Source organism: Erwinia sp. 2186 (assembly GCF_057812255.1).
The window spans coordinates 1,824,823-1,839,787 of record NZ_CM173824.1; the positions used below are offsets into that span (position 1 = coordinate 1,824,823).

Here is a 14,965-nt window from a genome sequence, read left to right on the forward strand (position 1 = left end):
ATGAACAATAAAGATTTGGCCGTGATGCACTGGGGCACCTATCGGGTGACCACGCAGCAGGGCGTGCTTACCAAGGTTGAGCCGGTGGCCTGGGATCGTCAGCCGTCAAAGATAGGCGAATCGCTGCCCGGCGCGGTGCAGGGAAATACCCGCGTTCAGCGCCCGGCGGTGCGGCTGGGCTATCTTCAGGGCAAGGCGGCATCTCGCAGCGCACGCGGCAAAGAGCCGTTTGTCGAAGTCAGCTGGGACGTGGCGTTAACGCTGGTGGCGGATGAACTGGCGCGGGTGAAGCAGCAGCACGGCAATCAGGCGATTTACGGCGGCTCCTATGGCTGGTCCAGTGCCGGGCGCTTTCACCATGCGCAAAGCCAGCTGCACCGTTTTCTGAACCAGTTTGGCGGCTATACCGCCAGCAGCAACACCTACAGCATCGCCGCCGGTGAGCGCACGCTGCCGCATATTCTCGGCGATCTGGATGAGCTGCAACGCCGCCACACCCACTGGCCGGTCCTGGCGGAACACTGCGAGCTGTTTGTGGCGATTGGCGGCCTGCCGCTGCGTAACGCCCAGGTGAACGGCGGCGGAGCCAACGACCATGCGCTGGCGTTCTGGCTGGATAAAATGCGCGACAACGGCACCGAATTTATCAACGTCAGCCCGGTAAAAAACGATCTCTCTGCGGTGCCCGATGCTCAGTGGCTGGCGATCCAGCCCGGCACGGATACCGCCTTGCTGCTGGCGGTGTGTCAGGTACTGATTGCTGAACAGTTGGTCGATCGCGCGTTCGTGGCACGCTACACCACTGGCTTTGCCCCGTATTCAGCCTATCTGCTGGGTGAAAGCGACGGCGTGGTGAAAAGCCCGGAATGGGCGGCTGAGATTACCGGGCTGGCGGCCGACGATATTCGTCAGCTGGCGCGGCGGATGGCCAGTCGTAAAACGATGATCAATATTGCCTGGTCCGTGCAGCGCGCGCGGCAGGGCGAACAGGCGTTCTGGGCAATGGTCGCCACCACCGCCTTGCTGGGGCAGATCGGCACCGCCGGCGGCGGTCTGGGCTTTGGCTATGCCTCGACCAATCTGGCCGGGGCCGATCGGCGGATGTTCTCCGGGCCGCGCTTGCCGGTCGGGAAGAACCCGGTCAGCAGCCGCATCCCGGTGGCGCGCATTGCCGACATGCTGTTGCAGCCGGGTGAACCCTTCGAGTTTGACGGCCAGTCGCTGACCTATCCCGACATTCGGCTGATCTACTGGGCCGGCGGCAACACCTTCCACCATCATCAGGACCTCAACAAGCTGGTCAGCGCCTGGCAGCGCCCGGACACCATTATCGTGCATGAGCAGTTCTGGACCGCGCAGGCGAAATTCGCCGATATCGTGTTACCCGCCAGCACCTCGCTGGAGCGGGAAGATATCGGCAGCGCCAGCAATGACGGCTTTATGATCGCTATGCAGCAGCATATTGCGCCGTTTGCCGAAGCGAAGTCTGACTACGCGATTTTCGCCGCGCTTGCGCAACGGCTCGGTTTTGCCGCCGCGTTCACCGAAGGTCGCAACGAGCGCGAATGGCTGCAGGCCATTTACGAGGGATCGCGGCCGCGTGCGGAAGAGCAGGGGATCACGCTGCCTTCATTCAGCGCGTTCTGGGAAACCGGCAAGCTGGAATACGCCCGACCGGCGCAGCCGCAGATCATGTTGCAGGATTTTCGGGACGATCCCGACGCGGCATCGCTTTCGACGCCGTCGGGCAAGATTGAACTGTTTTCCGCCACGGTCGCCGGCTTCGATTATCAGGAAGCGCCGGGCCATGCTTACTGGCATCAGCCGGAGTACGAGGCTCAGCAGGCGGTGAAGCAGCACTGGCCGCTGCATTTGCTCTCCAGCCAGCCGCGCACGCGTCTGCACAGCCAGTACGATCACGGCAAAGTCAGCCAGCAGACCAAAATCGCCGGGCGCGAACCGCTCTGGATGCATCCGGACGATGCGCAGCCGCGCGGCATCGGCGAAAACAGCATCGTCAAAGTGTTCAATTCACGCGGAGCCCTGCTGGCGGGCGTCCATCTGACGCGGGATATTCTGCCGGGTGTGGTGCAGATGTCGACGGGCGCCTGGTACGATCCGCTGAATACGCATCAGGCCGCGCCCATGGACAAGCATGGCAATCCCAACGTGCTGACCGAGGATCGCGGCAGTTCACGGTTGGGCCAGGGCTGCAGTGCGCAAACCTGCTTTGTCGATATTCAGCTATTTGACCAGCCGCTTCCGGAAATTACCGCCTATAACCCACCGCAATTTGTGCAATATCCCGGCGAGTAATCCGCTGTTATTTCTGCCGTTTCACTGTTAGTCATTAAATGCTGCCGATTGCATATTGATTGCAGGATTACTTCGTAGTTAAGCCCCGGCGGAAATGGCATTGTTGTTCTATGACATGCCAACGGGATAAGACTTATGAGCCAGACAGAAACGCTCGCGCTGCCGGTAATTGATTTCGCCCAGTTAACCGGCGATGAGCAGCAAAGAAAACACACCATTGAGAAACTCGGCCAGGCCGCGCGCGATGTCGGCTTCTTTTATCTGATTAATCACGGCGTTGAAAAAACCGTATTAGATAACGTGCAGAACGTGGCCCGTTCTTTTTTTTCGCTTTCACAAGAAGAAAAGCTGAAAGTTAAAATGGAGAACTCGCCGCATTTTCGTGGATATAACCTGGCCGGCGTGGAAATAACCCGCAGCCAGCCGGATTACCGCGAACAATTCGATATTGGTGCCGATCGTGACGCGGTAGTAAACACCCCGGAAGTACCCACCTGGCAGCGGATGCAGGGACCGAATCAGTGGCCCGAGGCGTTGCCGGAATTAAAAACCGTGCTGACCGGCTGGCAGCAGGATATGACCCAGGTGGCGCTTGAGCTGCTGCGCGGCTTTGCCGAAGCGCTGCAACTGCCGCGCAACGCCTTCGATAACCTGTATGGCAAGTATCCGAACGAACATATCAAGCTGATCCGCTATCCTGGCCGCAGTGAGTCCGAGTCTTCGCAGGGCGTCGGCGCGCATAAAGATTCCGGTTTCCTGACGCTGCTGTTGCAGGACGACCAGCCGGGTTTGCAGGTTGAGGTTACGCCCGATAACTGGATTGCCGCCTCGCCACTGCCTGGCTCGTTTGTGGTCAATATTGGTGAACTGCTGGAACTCGCCAGCAACGGCTACCTGCGCGCCACCATCCATCGCGTGGTGTCACCGAAGGCCGAAAAGGAACGTCTGTCGGTGGCGTTTTTCCTCGGTGCCCAGCTCGATGCGGTGGTGCCGGTCTATCAGCTGCCGGACTCGCTTGCCCGTCTGGCGCTGGGTCCGGCCAGCGATCCGCTCAATCCCTTATTACGCGAAGTGGGCTGGAATTACCTGAAAGGCCGGCTGCGCTCACATCCCGAAGTGGCCCGACGCTTCTATCCCGAACATACCAACAGTCAATAACAACAAGAGAATGATGATGATTAAAAAGACCGTATTTACCCTGGCAGGGCTGTCATTACTGGTTGCACAGAGCTTATATGCGGCGCCGTTACGCGTGGCAGCGGATCCGGTGCCACATGCCGAGATCCTGGAGTATGTGAAGAAAATCGATCCGAAGCTGGATCTGAATATTGTCGAACTGAACGGTGGGGTGAATGCGAACGAACTGCTGTCGGCGGGAGATGTGGATGCCAACTACTTCCAGCATCTGCCGTATCTGAAGGATCAGGAAAAAGCGCTGGGGAAAACCTTCAGCGTGGTGGCCAGCGTCCATATTGAGCCGCTGGGGATTTATTCCCGCAAGGTGAAAAGCCTGCAGGCGCTGCCGCAGGGGGCGACCATCGCGGTGCCAAATAACACCACCAACCTGAGCCGCGCGCTGTGGTTACTGCAGCAGAAAGGGGTGATCAAGCTGAATGCGCAAGGTGAGGCCGGATCGACGCTGGTGACGCCGAAAGACATCAGCGACAACCCGAAAAAAATCAAAATTATCGAAATTGAATCGCCGCAGCTGCCGCGCTCGCTGGATGACGTCGATGCCGCGATTATCAACGGTAACTACGCGCTGGAAGCGGGCTTAACCCCGGCGAAGGATGCGTTGGGGCTGGAATCCGCCGAGCATAATCCGTATGCCAACCTGCTGGTGACCACGCCTGAGCTGGCGAAAGATCCGCGCGTATTGCAACTGGCAAAAGACCTGACTTCACCGCAGGTTGCCGAATTTATCCGCAAGAACTACAACGGTTCGGTGATCCCGGTTGCGGACGAGAAGCATGATTAAACTCAGCAATATCAGTAAACACTATGCCGGCACGGAGGTGCCGGCGTTAGATCAGGTCTCGCTGACCATCGAGGACGGTTCGATCTTCGGCATTCTCGGGCGCAGCGGCGCGGGAAAAAGCACCCTGTTACGCTGCCTGAACCTGCTTGAACAGCCCAGCACCGGGCAGATTGAGATTGATGGCGAAGACATTGGCAAGCTTAGCCTGCCGCAGCTGCGCCGTCAGCGGCAGCAGATGGGCATGATATTCCAGCACTTCAATCTCCTGCATTCCCGCACCGTTCACGACAACATCGATTTGCCGCTGGAAATTGCCGGTGTTCCCGCGAAACAGCGGCGCGAGCGCGTCAACGCCTTGCTACAGCTGGTCGGTCTGGAAAACTTTGCCAACGCCTGGCCATCACAACTTTCCGGTGGGCAAAAACAGCGGGTCGGTATCGCCCGGGCGCTGGCCGCCAAACCGCGTTACCTGCTGTGCGATGAAGCGACCAGCGCGCTGGACCCCGAAACCACCGCCTCGATCCTCGATCTGCTGGCCGATATTCAGCAGCAGCTCAACATTACCATCGTGCTGATCACCCATGAAATGGGCGTAGTGAAGCGCATCTGTGACGGCGCGGCGCTGCTGGAAAATGGCCGACTGGTGGAGAGCGGCAGCGTGACGGAAATTATGGCGCGCGCCGACGGCCGCCTGCGCCAGATGCTGCTGAAAGATGGCGAAGCCGATCGGGCCTTTATTGCCCGCTACCAGCGTGAGGAGCAGGCCAGATGCGTAGCGTAAACTGGGAGCGTTTTCAGGATCTGCTGCTGAATGCCACCTGTGAAACCGCCTATATGGTGCTGCTGGCGGCGGTGTTTACCGTGGCGCTCGGCCTGCCGGTGGGCGTGTTGCTGTTTTTAACCCGCAAGGACGGGATTTTACCCAACCGGACGCTTGCCACCGTGCTGAATACCGTCGTCAACGTCGGCCGCGCCTTACCTTTTGTGGTGCTGCTGATTGCGCTGATCCCGTTCACCCGTTTGCTGGTTGGCACCACGCTGGGCAGTACGGCGGCCATCGTGCCGATCACGCTGGGCGCCTTTCCGTTTTTTGCCCGTATTGTCGAGAACGCGCTGGATGAGGTCGATCGCGGCCGCATTGAAGCGGTGGTGTCGATGGGCGGCAATCTGTGGCACATCGTCAGCCGGGTGTTACTGCCCGAGGCGCTGCCCGCGCTGATCGCCGGCATTACCCTGACCATCGTGATGCTGATTGGCTTTTCCGCCATGGCCGGTGTGGTCGGCGGCGGTGGGTTAGGGGATCTGGCGATCCGCTACGGCTATCAACGTTTTGATAATCAGATTATGGCGGCAACGATTGTGGTGCTGCTGGTGATGGTGCAGCTCATTCAAAAAATCGGCGACCGCATCGTCCGATCGCTGGCCTACCGTCGCTAACCGAAAAGAGGACTTCCCATGTTTGCCATTAAATCGCCGAAAGCCTACCTGCAAAAGGCGGGACTGCGGGCCGAAGTGGGCGAGATTGTTGCGCCGTTTGGCCTGCGTATTCATATCCTCACCTCGCCGCAGGCCTGGGAAGCGGTTAACCCGCAGCTGAGCGAAAGCCTGGAACGCGCGGGCATCCGCTGGCAGCTCAATTTTCTGCACGGCGAGTGCACCGATGCGGCGATAGAAACGCTGCAAAGCAGCGTGCAGGAGCAGGACATCAAAGTGGTGCTGGCGATTGGCGGCGGAAGGGTGCTGGACACCGCCAAGGCAGTCAACGACGCGCTGCCGGATCGGGTGCTGATCAATTTCTCCACGCTGGCCGCCACCTGTGCCGCCTGGTCCCCGCTGGCGATTGTTTATAATCAGCAGGGTGGGCATCTGCGCAGCGATCCGCTCAATAAAATGCCGGCGCTGGTGCTGGTGGACAGCGAGGTTATTGCCCGCAGCGACGTGCGTTATCTGAAGTCCGGCATCGTTGATGCACTGGCAAAATGGTACGAGTTTGAGCCCTATCAGCGGCAGAACCCCGACCGCCTGGCGCTGGATCTGAAAGTCTCTGCGGCCTGGCAGGCGGTGGCCGCGTTTGAGAAGTGGGGCGATCAGGCCGTTGCCGACAATGCGCAACAGCAGGTGACGCCCGCGCTGGAAAAGGTGATTGAGGCCAATATCGTGCTGGCCGGGCTGGCAAACAGCATTCAGGATCGGCTGGCCACGCCGGGATTCGCCCACGTGATCCACGATCGCCTCACCCATCAGCCCGAATTACATCACTGGCTGCACGGCGAGAAGGTCGGCTTCAGCCTGCGGGTGCAATCGATTATCGAGCAGAACAGCGATCGGGCGGACAGCCGGTTGATGGGGCTGTTGCAACGCTTCAATACGCCGCTGACCCTGCCGTTTGTCGGTGATGACCGCAAAGCGCGGGTCAGAGCGCTGGCTGAATCCATCCGCTTTCCGGCGGACAGCCTGCAGCATCTGCCGTTTACGATTACCGCCGATAAGCTGGAGCAGGCGTTGTTGAGTACCCTGGCTGATTAAGGAAATATGCCTCGATGTGCGCTTGTCAACGCAAAGCAGAAAAGGCCTTTTTGTTGCAAGACATAAGTGTCCTTTCTTCAGGCTAAGGTAGAGGGTGATTGTTTCAACGCTATCCCGTCACAAAAAATTCGCTGTCAATGTGTATAGCATTCTCTATACGGCAGCTGTAAGCTATGTATATCATTTGCTATACAGGAGCGCATCATGAAATCTGATGTTCAGCTTAACATTCGGGCTAAAGAAGCCCAGCGCGTGTTGATCGATACCGCTGCCGCTATTCTTCATAAATCACGCACCGACTTTATACTAGACATCGCTTGCCAGGCTGCTGAAAACGTTATCCTTGATCGCCGGATGTTTAATCTTGATGATCAACAGTACGCCGAGTTTATCAATATGCTGGATGCACCCGTTACAGCGAATCCGGCACTGGATACGCTCCTGGCGAGAAAACCTCAGTGGGAAAAGTAACCGCTCCAGCACCGCTAAATACGACTCATATTCTTTCAGAGTTTCACTCCGGGGAAGTTGCACTGGATGAATGGATCAGGCTCAGGGGGTTAAAAAACCAGTCGACCGGCGCCGCCAGAACGTTTGTGGTGTGCCGGGAAGATTCTTCACAAGTGGTTGGTTTTTACTCTCTGGCCACCGGCAGTGTCACTCATGCCATTGCACCCGGTGGGCTCAGACGAAACATGCCTGACCCCCTTCCCATCATAATTTTGGCCCGGCTGGCAGTTGATTCGAGTTGCCAGGGCCAGGGTCTTGGTGCGGATTTACTGCACGATGCGGTACTCCGTATTTGCCGGGTTGCGGAGAATATTGGCGTCCGGGCCATTATGGTGCATGCCTTATCTGATGCGGCAAAACAGTTTTACCTGCATCATGGATTCCAGCCCTCAATGACACAGGAAAAAACACTTTTTCTCCGGTTACCTACTGCCATTTAACCGCACGTCAGCCCTAATTTTTCTGGGGGCAACTCACAGCCAGAAGCGGATATTTTTAACAATATGTTGTGTTAATCAATGGGGATCAAGCCATAGCGGCTGTAGCCATTCTTGTGATTAATAATGTGAGAGAGTTTGCGCGAATGCCGGGTCTGTTGCAGAAAGACTGGGTTCGCTGACCGCGGACAGAACGCCAGATGATGAAGGTACGCTCTGTGTCAGGAGCGGACTTTCACACGATTTTTTATTTGGATTAGTTTTCTACAGGAGATAGCATGGTTAAAAATAGCTTAACGCCAACTTGTTTTATTTTAAATGCCAATTTTAATTAGAGTAATAAAATTAGCGCGTACCTATTCCTAGAGGTTATTTTGAAAGTGAAGCCGTTTATATAGAGAGACAAAAAATGAATTTCACTGAACATAAGCTAAAAGTTCTAATTGATAACATGACACCGCAAATGTTTCCCGGCCTAACGATAGCTATAGGAAAAGACGATAAAATATTATGGCAGGGTGCTGCGGGTTATGCTGACGCCAAAAACCATATCAAAACTGATGAAGAAACAGTCTTTGGGATTGGCAGTATAACGAAGGTTTTTGTTGCGGTGATAATACTTCAGCTAACTGAGGAAGGTTTCTTAACTCTCGACCTTCCCATCTCAAATTTTCTTAAGAAAAGCACTCTTGCTGGAATTGCAAATGCTGAAAGTGTGACTGTCAGGCACTTACTTTCACACTACTCAGGTATATCTAGCTGGGAAGATCAGCCCTCATGGATTTTTGAGGCTCGCGGTAAGTCAGTTAAGCCAGAAAAGATATGGATGCCCTATGAAAACCTTAAGTATATAAGAGGAAAAAACGCAATCTGTCTCCCTGGAGATGATTTCCATTATTCCAATAGCAATTTTACATTACTGGGTTTACTAATCGAAAAAGTTACCTCGTGCAGACTAGAAGATGAATTGCAAAGAAGAATTTTTCATCCTCTCCTGTTAAAAAACACCTCTCTCGAAACAAAATTCATATTAACTAACAAAAAAATTTCTGACAGGTTCCATAGATTTGATGCGGATTTATAAACAATGCGGGTATTTCGTCTCATTTTAAACTTGAAAATAATAATATCCTTAACGTTTCAGAAACTAATTTGTCAGTGGAGTGGGCAGCGGGTGGGATAGTCTCTACGTCAGAAGATATCCTTAAATTTATTCTGGCATTAAAAAACGGTAAGCTAATCAATCGTAAAAGCATGCAAGAAATGCAACGTTGGGCTCCGGCCGATGATATGCAAATGGGGTTAAGCCTGTTTAGAACGAACACTAACTACGGTGTAACAATAGGCCATGGTGGCAACGTCCTTGGTTACAGCGCATGTGTATGGTGGTACGAAAATATAAACTGTGCCGTTGCCATACTCACAAATGTGGGTTCTATGCATGCTAGCCCAGAAGCTAATAGTGCCAGTAAAATTTTCAAAAACTCAAACGTTGGTAAGTTGGCCCAGGAATTATGTATCCAAAATTGACTATACGTATGTCAATCTAAGTTTTAAAAGAGCGGTAAGTCCGCTCCTCGCTCTTAGCAGCCATTGGCCATTACAAATGAGATTTTCCATAACGTTCTAATTGTAGGCACCGCTAAAACAAGCTGGCGGCGTTTCTGACGATTAACCGGTAAACAGGGTAACTAACCACCCAAAAACCCGCCAGAAAAGCGCATTCTCAACCCGCCCATGAACACTCTTCTCGTCATCAAGAGGTAAGGGCTCAGGCCCATCGACATATTTCTCACAGCCAGGTTCCCGGCTGTCGTGCAACACCGTAATCTCTCCCTGAAAATTCTCACAAACCGTGACTAGCGCATGCCTGAGTCGGTAACCCAGCCCTTCTGAGCGGATCTGATACGCACAGGTTTAGTACTGGAACGTCAGATTCCTGGACAACACACGGCGGGGCTGATAGGAGAGAATGTAATTACGTTATTCCGGAGTGTGATGAATTTCCCGATGGACATTACCGCATAGTCTTAATATGCCTCAATTTGCTCTACGCCTTCCGCCTGAATTGTCGTTAGACTGGGGGCGATACAAAGGCTTATAAGCTGCACACCACCCTCAACTCTATCGCGATGGATAAGATTAATGACTAAGATTACCGAGTTTCTTAACTGGCGTTACGCAACCAAAAAATACGATCCGGCGAAGAAAATCCCGGCCGACAAGCTGGAACATATCCTCGAAGCCGTGCGCTTAACCGCGACCTCCAGCGGCCTGCAACCTTTTGAATTGCTGGTGGTGACCAACGCGGAAATTCGCGAAAAAATCAAAGCGGTCAGCTGGAATCAGGCGCAGGTCACCGACTGCTCTCATCTGCTGGTCTTCGCTGCCTGGGACGACATCACCGCCGATCGCGTCAATATGATGTTCGATCTCACCAATGACGTGCGCAACTCGACCAACGAAGGCTGGGAAAACTATCGTCAGATGCTGCTGGGCATTGTGGCGGAACGCGGTCAGCAAGCCAACTATCAGGCCGCGGCCCGCCAGGCCTATATTGGTCTGGGTTCCGCGCTGATTGCCGCCGCTGAACAGCAGGTTGATGCCACCCCGATGGAAGGATTTGATCCGGCGGCAGTGGATGAGATTCTGGGCCTGAGCGCCAAAAATCTGCGCAGCGTGATCATTTTACCGCTGGGCTACCGTTCCGACGAAGGTGACTGGCTGGTTAACCTGAAGAAAGTCCGCCGTGCTCGCGAGAACTTTATTACCGAGATTAAGTAGGCTTCACGCGTGTATGACTAAGGCTCCTGAGGGAGCCTTATTTTATGGCGTAGGCTGGTACTTGATTGAGGCTGGCGCACGGGCCCGCATTCAGCTGCGCGCGGAGGCCGCAGCATGTCGCCGCCATCTATCCTGACGTGCGGCATCCACCGTTAAATGTGCGGGCGGTGATTGATTACTATGTTGAGGTCGGCACGCCGCTTTACTGGCAGTTTGAATGAAACGTGATTTCAGCATCTTCAACCCGCTGGTGGACTAATCCGATTAAACGTCATCTTAAATTTCAGTGATTTGCATTTATGCTAACCTTAAATTATCGGTTACTTTTGGCTTTTTTTGAAAAGCCCGTTAACGACATTATTTCACAGGGTAAGGGAACTGAATGCTAACGATTTTCGGTGAGTTATCTGGTGCGCCAGTATGGGTGCCTGCGGTATTGCTCGTCATTCTTTCACTCGCGCTGGGATTTCTGGCCCGCTTTATCCTTCTCCGGTTCATCCGCTACTGGCAAAGCCGCGACCGGAAACTGTTCAAATCACTGGAAAAGCATCTTCGGGGATCGATGTTTCTGTTTATTCCCCTGCTGATGATCAATGTCGGGGTGAACTACATTACCATCCAGCCGGAATCACTGGGCTTTATCACCTCCACCCTTAACGTCTTTATTATCTTGTCTTTTTGCTCCATTTTAATTCGACTGACCAACGTGGCGCAGGACATGCTATTTATCCGCTACGACATTAATCTCTCGAATAATCTTCGTGCCCGTAAAATTCGCACGCAGATTATGTATGTCAAAAAAGTCGCGATGGTCCTGCTGGTGTCATTCTGTCTGACCCTGATTTTGCTCAGTTTCCCTGCCGTGCGAAAATTCGGCACCACCATCCTGGCCGGTGCCGGAGTCGCGGGTATCATCATTGGTTTTGCCCTGCAGAAGTCGCTGATCAATTTGTTTGCCGGCATTCAGATCGCCTTTACCCAACCGATTAAAATTGATGATGCGGTGGTGGTGGAAAATGAATGGGGCTGGATTGAGGAGATAAACCTGACCTATGTGGTGGTGCGCATCTGGGATTTGCGCCGGCTGGTGCTGCCGATTACCTACTTTACCGAAAATCCTTTCCAGAACTGGACGCGTAATAACGCGCAGATATTAGGCTCGGTGTTCCTGTATCTCGACTATTCCATGCCCTTAGAGCCGCTGCGCCAGCATTTTGAAAAAATCCTCGGCGAAACAAAGCTCTGGGATCAGGAAACCAAGGTGCTGCAGGTGACCGATACCACCGACAAAACCATGACCATCAGAATGTTGATGACCGCACAGAATTCCCCCACGGCCTTCGATCTACGCTGCTACGTGCGGGAACGAATGATTGAGTTTGTGCAGCAGAATTACCCGCTAAGCCTGCCGCAGGTGAGAGCAACGCTGACCGATTCGGGGATTGAGAAGCCGAAGGATCAGCCGTCACTCTGAAAATTAACCGGGAGCCGCTTCAGAAGCCGATATTGACGCGCAGCATAATGACCTGAGAGCGGGTTTTCTGCTGATCGAGTCCCAGCGTGCCCTGATAAGCGATACCCGGCGTAATGTCGTGAGGCAGCAGGAAATCAAAACCTGCCCCCAGCGCCAGCGAATTCCGGCTCTGTTGGTAAAGAGGGATACGCCAGGTGTCGTTTGCCACATCGGCGTAGCCCACGCGGGCGCTGCCGTTGTCGTTAATAAGCTGTGAGTATTCCAGGCGGCTATGCAGCTTGATCACCCCCCAGCTGGCAAGCACGTTATGCTCGCCTCGCAGACCGGCAGTGGTCACACCCTGGGCGATTTCCTGAGAGGCATACGCCAGGTTGAAGGCTCCCGCATTTGATTCGCTGTAGCCATCCAGCCACGTCCGGTAATACTGAATTCGCGCATACGGGGAAAGCAGGCTCGACGGGGTCCTGAACTCGTAGCCAGTGGTCAGGGAAGTGAAAACCTGATGCCCTGAACGGTTGCCGCGCGCGACGGCGTCTGATTCGCTGACGTAACGTTTGCTGTCAAATGTGAGTGAGTTGTAGCCGAGCAGGCCATCAACGAAGTAAGCATTGGGGTGCCAGCTTCCATACAGCGCCGAGCTGATTGCGCGTCCATTCGTTCGCGATCCCGCCTCGCCAATATCACTGACGTCCCGGCCAAATCCGGCACCCAGACCGGCCGTGAAGGTCGGCGTGAAACGATAGTCAGCGCCCGTGGTGATACCTACGGTAGTGTGGCTGAAGCGCACGGCATCCTCTTTATCATGACCAAAATCGATATAGCCGCCGGTCCACCAGGCGATGCGGCTGTGGTCAGACCGATAGGCAAATGGCGCAGCCGGGGGGACCTGAGAAGGCGTTTCCCGATAATGATGCTGTTGTGCTTGCCAGGCTGAAGACCAGAAGGTGTTATCCGTATCGCGTTCCGGGCGACTGGTGGGCATATTGAAATGAATCGCGTTGCTAGCGGAAGGCGGCAGCGCTCCGCTGTGCAGCTGTTCCAGGCGGTCGTTAAAGTTACGTATCTGTGCGCGGGCAAAGTTTTGAGCAGCCTGTACCTGCGCGCTGATGAGACCAATCACATCTGCATCTGTCGCCGGGTTGGGACGCGAGGCAATGGTGAAGGTGACGCGCGCAGGCTGGGTTGTGCCGAATGCACTGGTCAACGTATAACGTAATGCGACAGTTCCGCTCGCCTGCGCCGCTGCGGTGAACTGCAGCTGAATATTGCCGTTTGCGCTGGTGAGCACGGCGCTACCCAGTCCAGATTGCGGTTGATCCAGCAGCGCTGCGTCGGTGAAAGGTCCTCCGGTCGCGCCCTCCACCAGATTAACCTTCACTGACTGTCCGGCGTACAGCGAGGCCGTATGATCGGCGGCAACCGCAGCAGCAGGATCCACCTTTAACGTATAGGCCGACTGCTGACTGACGCCGTTGGCATCTGTTGCCGTCAGGGTAAAGGAATAGTCACCGGCGACCTGCGGGGTGCCACTCAGCTCGCCGCCGGCGAACGTCATGCCCTGAGGCAGCGTTCCGCTCAGCTGCCAGCGGTATGGCGCAGTACCGCCGGAGACACTGAAACTGCGTGCCCAGGCGCTGCCGACCGTGCCATTGGGCAGGGCGCCACGGGTAGGTTCAAGTGCCAGGCTGGCGGCCGAAACCGTCAGACTGACGGTGGCTTCCGCCGAGGTACCAAAGGCGTTGGTGGCGGTATAAGTGAAACTGTCGCTGCCGGAATAGCCGCTGACCGGGGTATAGCGGATGCGGGTGCCGTTAACCAATGCGTTGCCGTGTGCGGCCTGGCGGACTACGGTCACGCTGGCGACGGATCCGGCAACAGACAGGGTGATTGCGTTATCGCTGCTGTCTGCACGGACGTTTATCGCTACCGGACTGACAACGGGTGCGGTGCCGCCTGCGGCGATGTTGAGCGTGTAATGAACGGTAGCGCTGGCACCATAGTTATCGCTGGCGGTGACCTGCGGGCTGTAGTTGCCCGCAACAGACGCAATGCCACTGATTTCGCCGCTGCTGCTGTTAATGGTTAATCCGCTGGGCAGTCCCGTCGCCGTCCAGTTATAGGGGGCGGTCCCACCTGCAACGGAGAGGGCAACGGACAGGTTATCCCCGACGGTTGCACCGGGCAGAGCACCGGCAACGGGTGAGAAGGTCAGTGCCGGTGCGGTGACCGTAAGGATGACCGTGGCGTTCGAGGAGGTCCCTGACGCGTTGGTGACATTCCAGCTAAACGCGTCTGCGCCGGAATACCCCGCTGTCGGTGTATAGGTGAGGGTGGAACTGCTGAGGGTTGCCGAACCGTGTGTGGGCAACGACGCGAGCGCATAGGTATCTGCAGCACCCCCGCTGACAGGCAGCGGGATAATATTGCCTGAGCTGTTCGCCGCGACGGTGGCACCACTGTTGTTTGCCACTACCGGTGCCACCGCCCGCGTGACGTCCACTGTGTAGGATTTCATGGTGCCGTCCTGGGCCGTCACGGCAACGGTGATACTGGTTGTGCCTGCCGTCAGGGAAATTGCGCCGGATGCGGATCCTGATGTCACCGCGTTACCATTGACGGTGATGGCCGCACTGGAATCCGTTGCGGCCGGGGTCAGGCTAATACTGGATTGGTTATTGGCAACAGCAACGCTGTAATGGGTTGTACCTGCAGCGAAGGACGGGGTCAGGCTTCCGCTGGACACCGACAGGCTGCTAAGCGTGGCGTCGCTGGAAGGCGTTGCCGCTGCGCCCGTACAGCTGAACACCACATCGCTTATCTGCCCGTAGGTTGTGTTGAGACGCAGCCGCAAACCGTTTGCGGCCAGGCTGCCAGCCGCCACATCGATCGTCACAGTATGGGGCGTGTTACTGGTGGATTGAGCGGCATTGTAAGTTTGTG

At 55.3% G+C, this 14,965-nt stretch carries 13 protein-coding genes and 2 pseudogenes; 13 read left to right on the forward strand and 2 right to left on the reverse strand.

The annotated features are described in order from the left end of the window. The 10 genes from ACXKZG_RS08285 to ACXKZG_RS08330 all read left to right on the forward strand — a co-directional run bounded on the left by ACXKZG_RS08285 (position 1) and on the right by ACXKZG_RS08330 (position 9,297). The gene (locus ACXKZG_RS08285) at positions 1 to 2,316 is read left to right on the forward strand and encodes a molybdopterin-dependent oxidoreductase (RefSeq protein ID WP_488875988.1); all 2,316 of its coding nucleotides are present in this window, start codon (positions 1 to 3) and stop codon (positions 2,314 to 2,316) included. 135 nt (positions 2,317 to 2,451) lie between these two features. Further along, positions 2,452 to 3,474, forward strand: coding sequence for an isopenicillin N synthase family dioxygenase (locus tag ACXKZG_RS08290; RefSeq protein ID WP_013202824.1), 1,023 nt, complete (start codon positions 2,452 to 2,454; stop codon positions 3,472 to 3,474). Between the two features lie 16 nt (positions 3,475 to 3,490). Beyond that, positions 3,491 to 4,294, forward strand: coding sequence for a MetQ/NlpA family ABC transporter substrate-binding protein (locus ACXKZG_RS08295; protein ID WP_105759988.1), 804 nt, complete (start codon positions 3,491 to 3,493; stop codon positions 4,292 to 4,294). Then, positions 4,287 to 5,075, forward strand: coding sequence for a methionine ABC transporter ATP-binding protein (locus ACXKZG_RS08300; RefSeq protein WP_488875989.1), 789 nt, complete (start codon positions 4,287 to 4,289; stop codon positions 5,073 to 5,075). Before ACXKZG_RS08295 ends, ACXKZG_RS08300 begins: the two co-directional genes overlap by 8 nt. Then, positions 5,063 to 5,731 carry a methionine ABC transporter permease gene (locus tag ACXKZG_RS08305; RefSeq protein WP_488875990.1) on the forward strand — a complete coding sequence of 223 codons (669 nt, stop codon included), beginning with the start codon at positions 5,063 to 5,065 and terminating at the stop codon, positions 5,729 to 5,731. Before ACXKZG_RS08300 ends, ACXKZG_RS08305 begins: the two co-directional genes overlap by 13 nt. A gap of 18 nt (positions 5,732 to 5,749) precedes the next feature. Next, positions 5,750 to 6,820 (forward strand): iron-containing alcohol dehydrogenase family protein, encoded by a 1,071-nt coding sequence (locus ACXKZG_RS08310; RefSeq protein ID WP_488875991.1) that lies wholly within the window; start codon positions 5,750 to 5,752, stop codon positions 6,818 to 6,820. Between the two features lie 204 nt (positions 6,821 to 7,024). Then, complete coding sequence (locus tag ACXKZG_RS08315; RefSeq protein ID WP_488875992.1) at positions 7,025 to 7,291, forward strand: type II toxin-antitoxin system TacA family antitoxin; 267 nt, start codon at positions 7,025 to 7,027, stop codon at positions 7,289 to 7,291. After that, a complete protein-coding gene (locus tag ACXKZG_RS08320) occupies positions 7,279 to 7,770 on the forward strand; it encodes a GNAT family N-acetyltransferase (RefSeq protein ID WP_488875993.1) in 492 nt (163 codons plus the stop codon). The genes ACXKZG_RS08315 and ACXKZG_RS08320 overlap by 13 nt, the downstream gene beginning before the upstream one ends. Positions 7,771 to 8,176: 406 nt before the next feature. Further along, positions 8,177 to 8,851, forward strand: a complete 675-nt coding sequence (locus tag ACXKZG_RS08325) for a serine hydrolase domain-containing protein (protein ID WP_488875994.1) — start codon at positions 8,177 to 8,179, stop codon at positions 8,849 to 8,851. A 74-nt stretch (positions 8,852 to 8,925) separates the two neighbouring features. Further along, entirely contained in the window at positions 8,926 to 9,297 is a 372-nt protein-coding gene (locus tag ACXKZG_RS08330; protein ID WP_488875995.1) for a serine hydrolase, read from the forward strand. A gap of 189 nt (positions 9,298 to 9,486) precedes the next feature. On the opposite strand, the pseudogene ACXKZG_RS08335 reads toward ACXKZG_RS08330, so the two are convergent. After that, a pseudogene (locus ACXKZG_RS08335) lies at positions 9,487 to 9,798 on the reverse strand (ISNCY family transposase); the annotation flags it as partial. A gap of 114 nt (positions 9,799 to 9,912) precedes the next feature. Here ACXKZG_RS08335 and ACXKZG_RS08340 point away from each other — a divergent pair. From ACXKZG_RS08340 to ACXKZG_RS08350, 3 genes and pseudogenes are all read left to right on the forward strand, one after another. Next, a complete protein-coding gene (locus ACXKZG_RS08340; RefSeq protein ID WP_488875996.1) occupies positions 9,913 to 10,551 on the forward strand; it encodes an NAD(P)H-dependent oxidoreductase in 639 nt (212 codons plus the stop codon). A 92-nt stretch (positions 10,552 to 10,643) separates the two neighbouring features. Next, a pseudogene (locus ACXKZG_RS08345) lies at positions 10,644 to 10,772 on the forward strand (LysR family transcriptional regulator); the annotation flags it as partial. A gap of 161 nt (positions 10,773 to 10,933) precedes the next feature. After that, on the forward strand, positions 10,934 to 12,025 hold the full coding sequence (locus ACXKZG_RS08350) for a mechanosensitive ion channel family protein (protein WP_488875997.1): 1,092 nt from the start codon (positions 10,934 to 10,936) through the stop codon (positions 12,023 to 12,025). A 19-nt stretch (positions 12,026 to 12,044) separates the two neighbouring features. On the opposite strand, the gene ACXKZG_RS08355 is transcribed toward ACXKZG_RS08350, so the two are convergent. Then, entirely contained in the window at positions 12,045 to 14,918 is a 2,874-nt protein-coding gene (locus ACXKZG_RS08355; RefSeq protein ID WP_488875998.1) for an autotransporter family protein, read from the reverse strand. Between the last annotated feature and the right edge of the window lie 47 nt (positions 14,919 to 14,965).

Excerpts from the sequence above, each read along its gene's own strand:
- ACXKZG_RS08350 (WP_488875997.1), top strand. The coding sequence starts at position 10,934 with ATGCTAACGATTTTCGGTGAGTTATCTGGTGCGCCAGTATGGGTGCCT.
- ACXKZG_RS08340 (WP_488875996.1), top strand. The coding sequence starts at position 9,913 with ATGACTAAGATTACCGAGTTTCTTAACTGGCGTTACGCAACCAAAAAA.
- ACXKZG_RS08290 (WP_013202824.1), top strand. The coding sequence starts at position 2,452 with ATGAGCCAGACAGAAACGCTCGCGCTGCCGGTAATTGATTTCGCCCAG.
- ACXKZG_RS08295 (WP_105759988.1), top strand. The coding sequence starts at position 3,491 with ATGATTAAAAAGACCGTATTTACCCTGGCAGGGCTGTCATTACTGGTT.
- ACXKZG_RS08285 (WP_488875988.1), top strand. The coding sequence starts at position 1 with ATGAACAATAAAGATTTGGCCGTGATGCACTGGGGCACCTATCGGGTG.
- ACXKZG_RS08305 (WP_488875990.1), top strand. The coding sequence starts at position 5,063 with ATGCGTAGCGTAAACTGGGAGCGTTTTCAGGATCTGCTGCTGAATGCC.
- ACXKZG_RS08325 (WP_488875994.1), top strand. The coding sequence starts at position 8,177 with ATGAATTTCACTGAACATAAGCTAAAAGTTCTAATTGATAACATGACA.
- ACXKZG_RS08300 (WP_488875989.1), top strand. The coding sequence starts at position 4,287 with ATGATTAAACTCAGCAATATCAGTAAACACTATGCCGGCACGGAGGTG.
- ACXKZG_RS08310 (WP_488875991.1), top strand. The coding sequence starts at position 5,750 with ATGTTTGCCATTAAATCGCCGAAAGCCTACCTGCAAAAGGCGGGACTG.
- ACXKZG_RS08315 (WP_488875992.1), top strand. The coding sequence starts at position 7,025 with ATGAAATCTGATGTTCAGCTTAACATTCGGGCTAAAGAAGCCCAGCGC.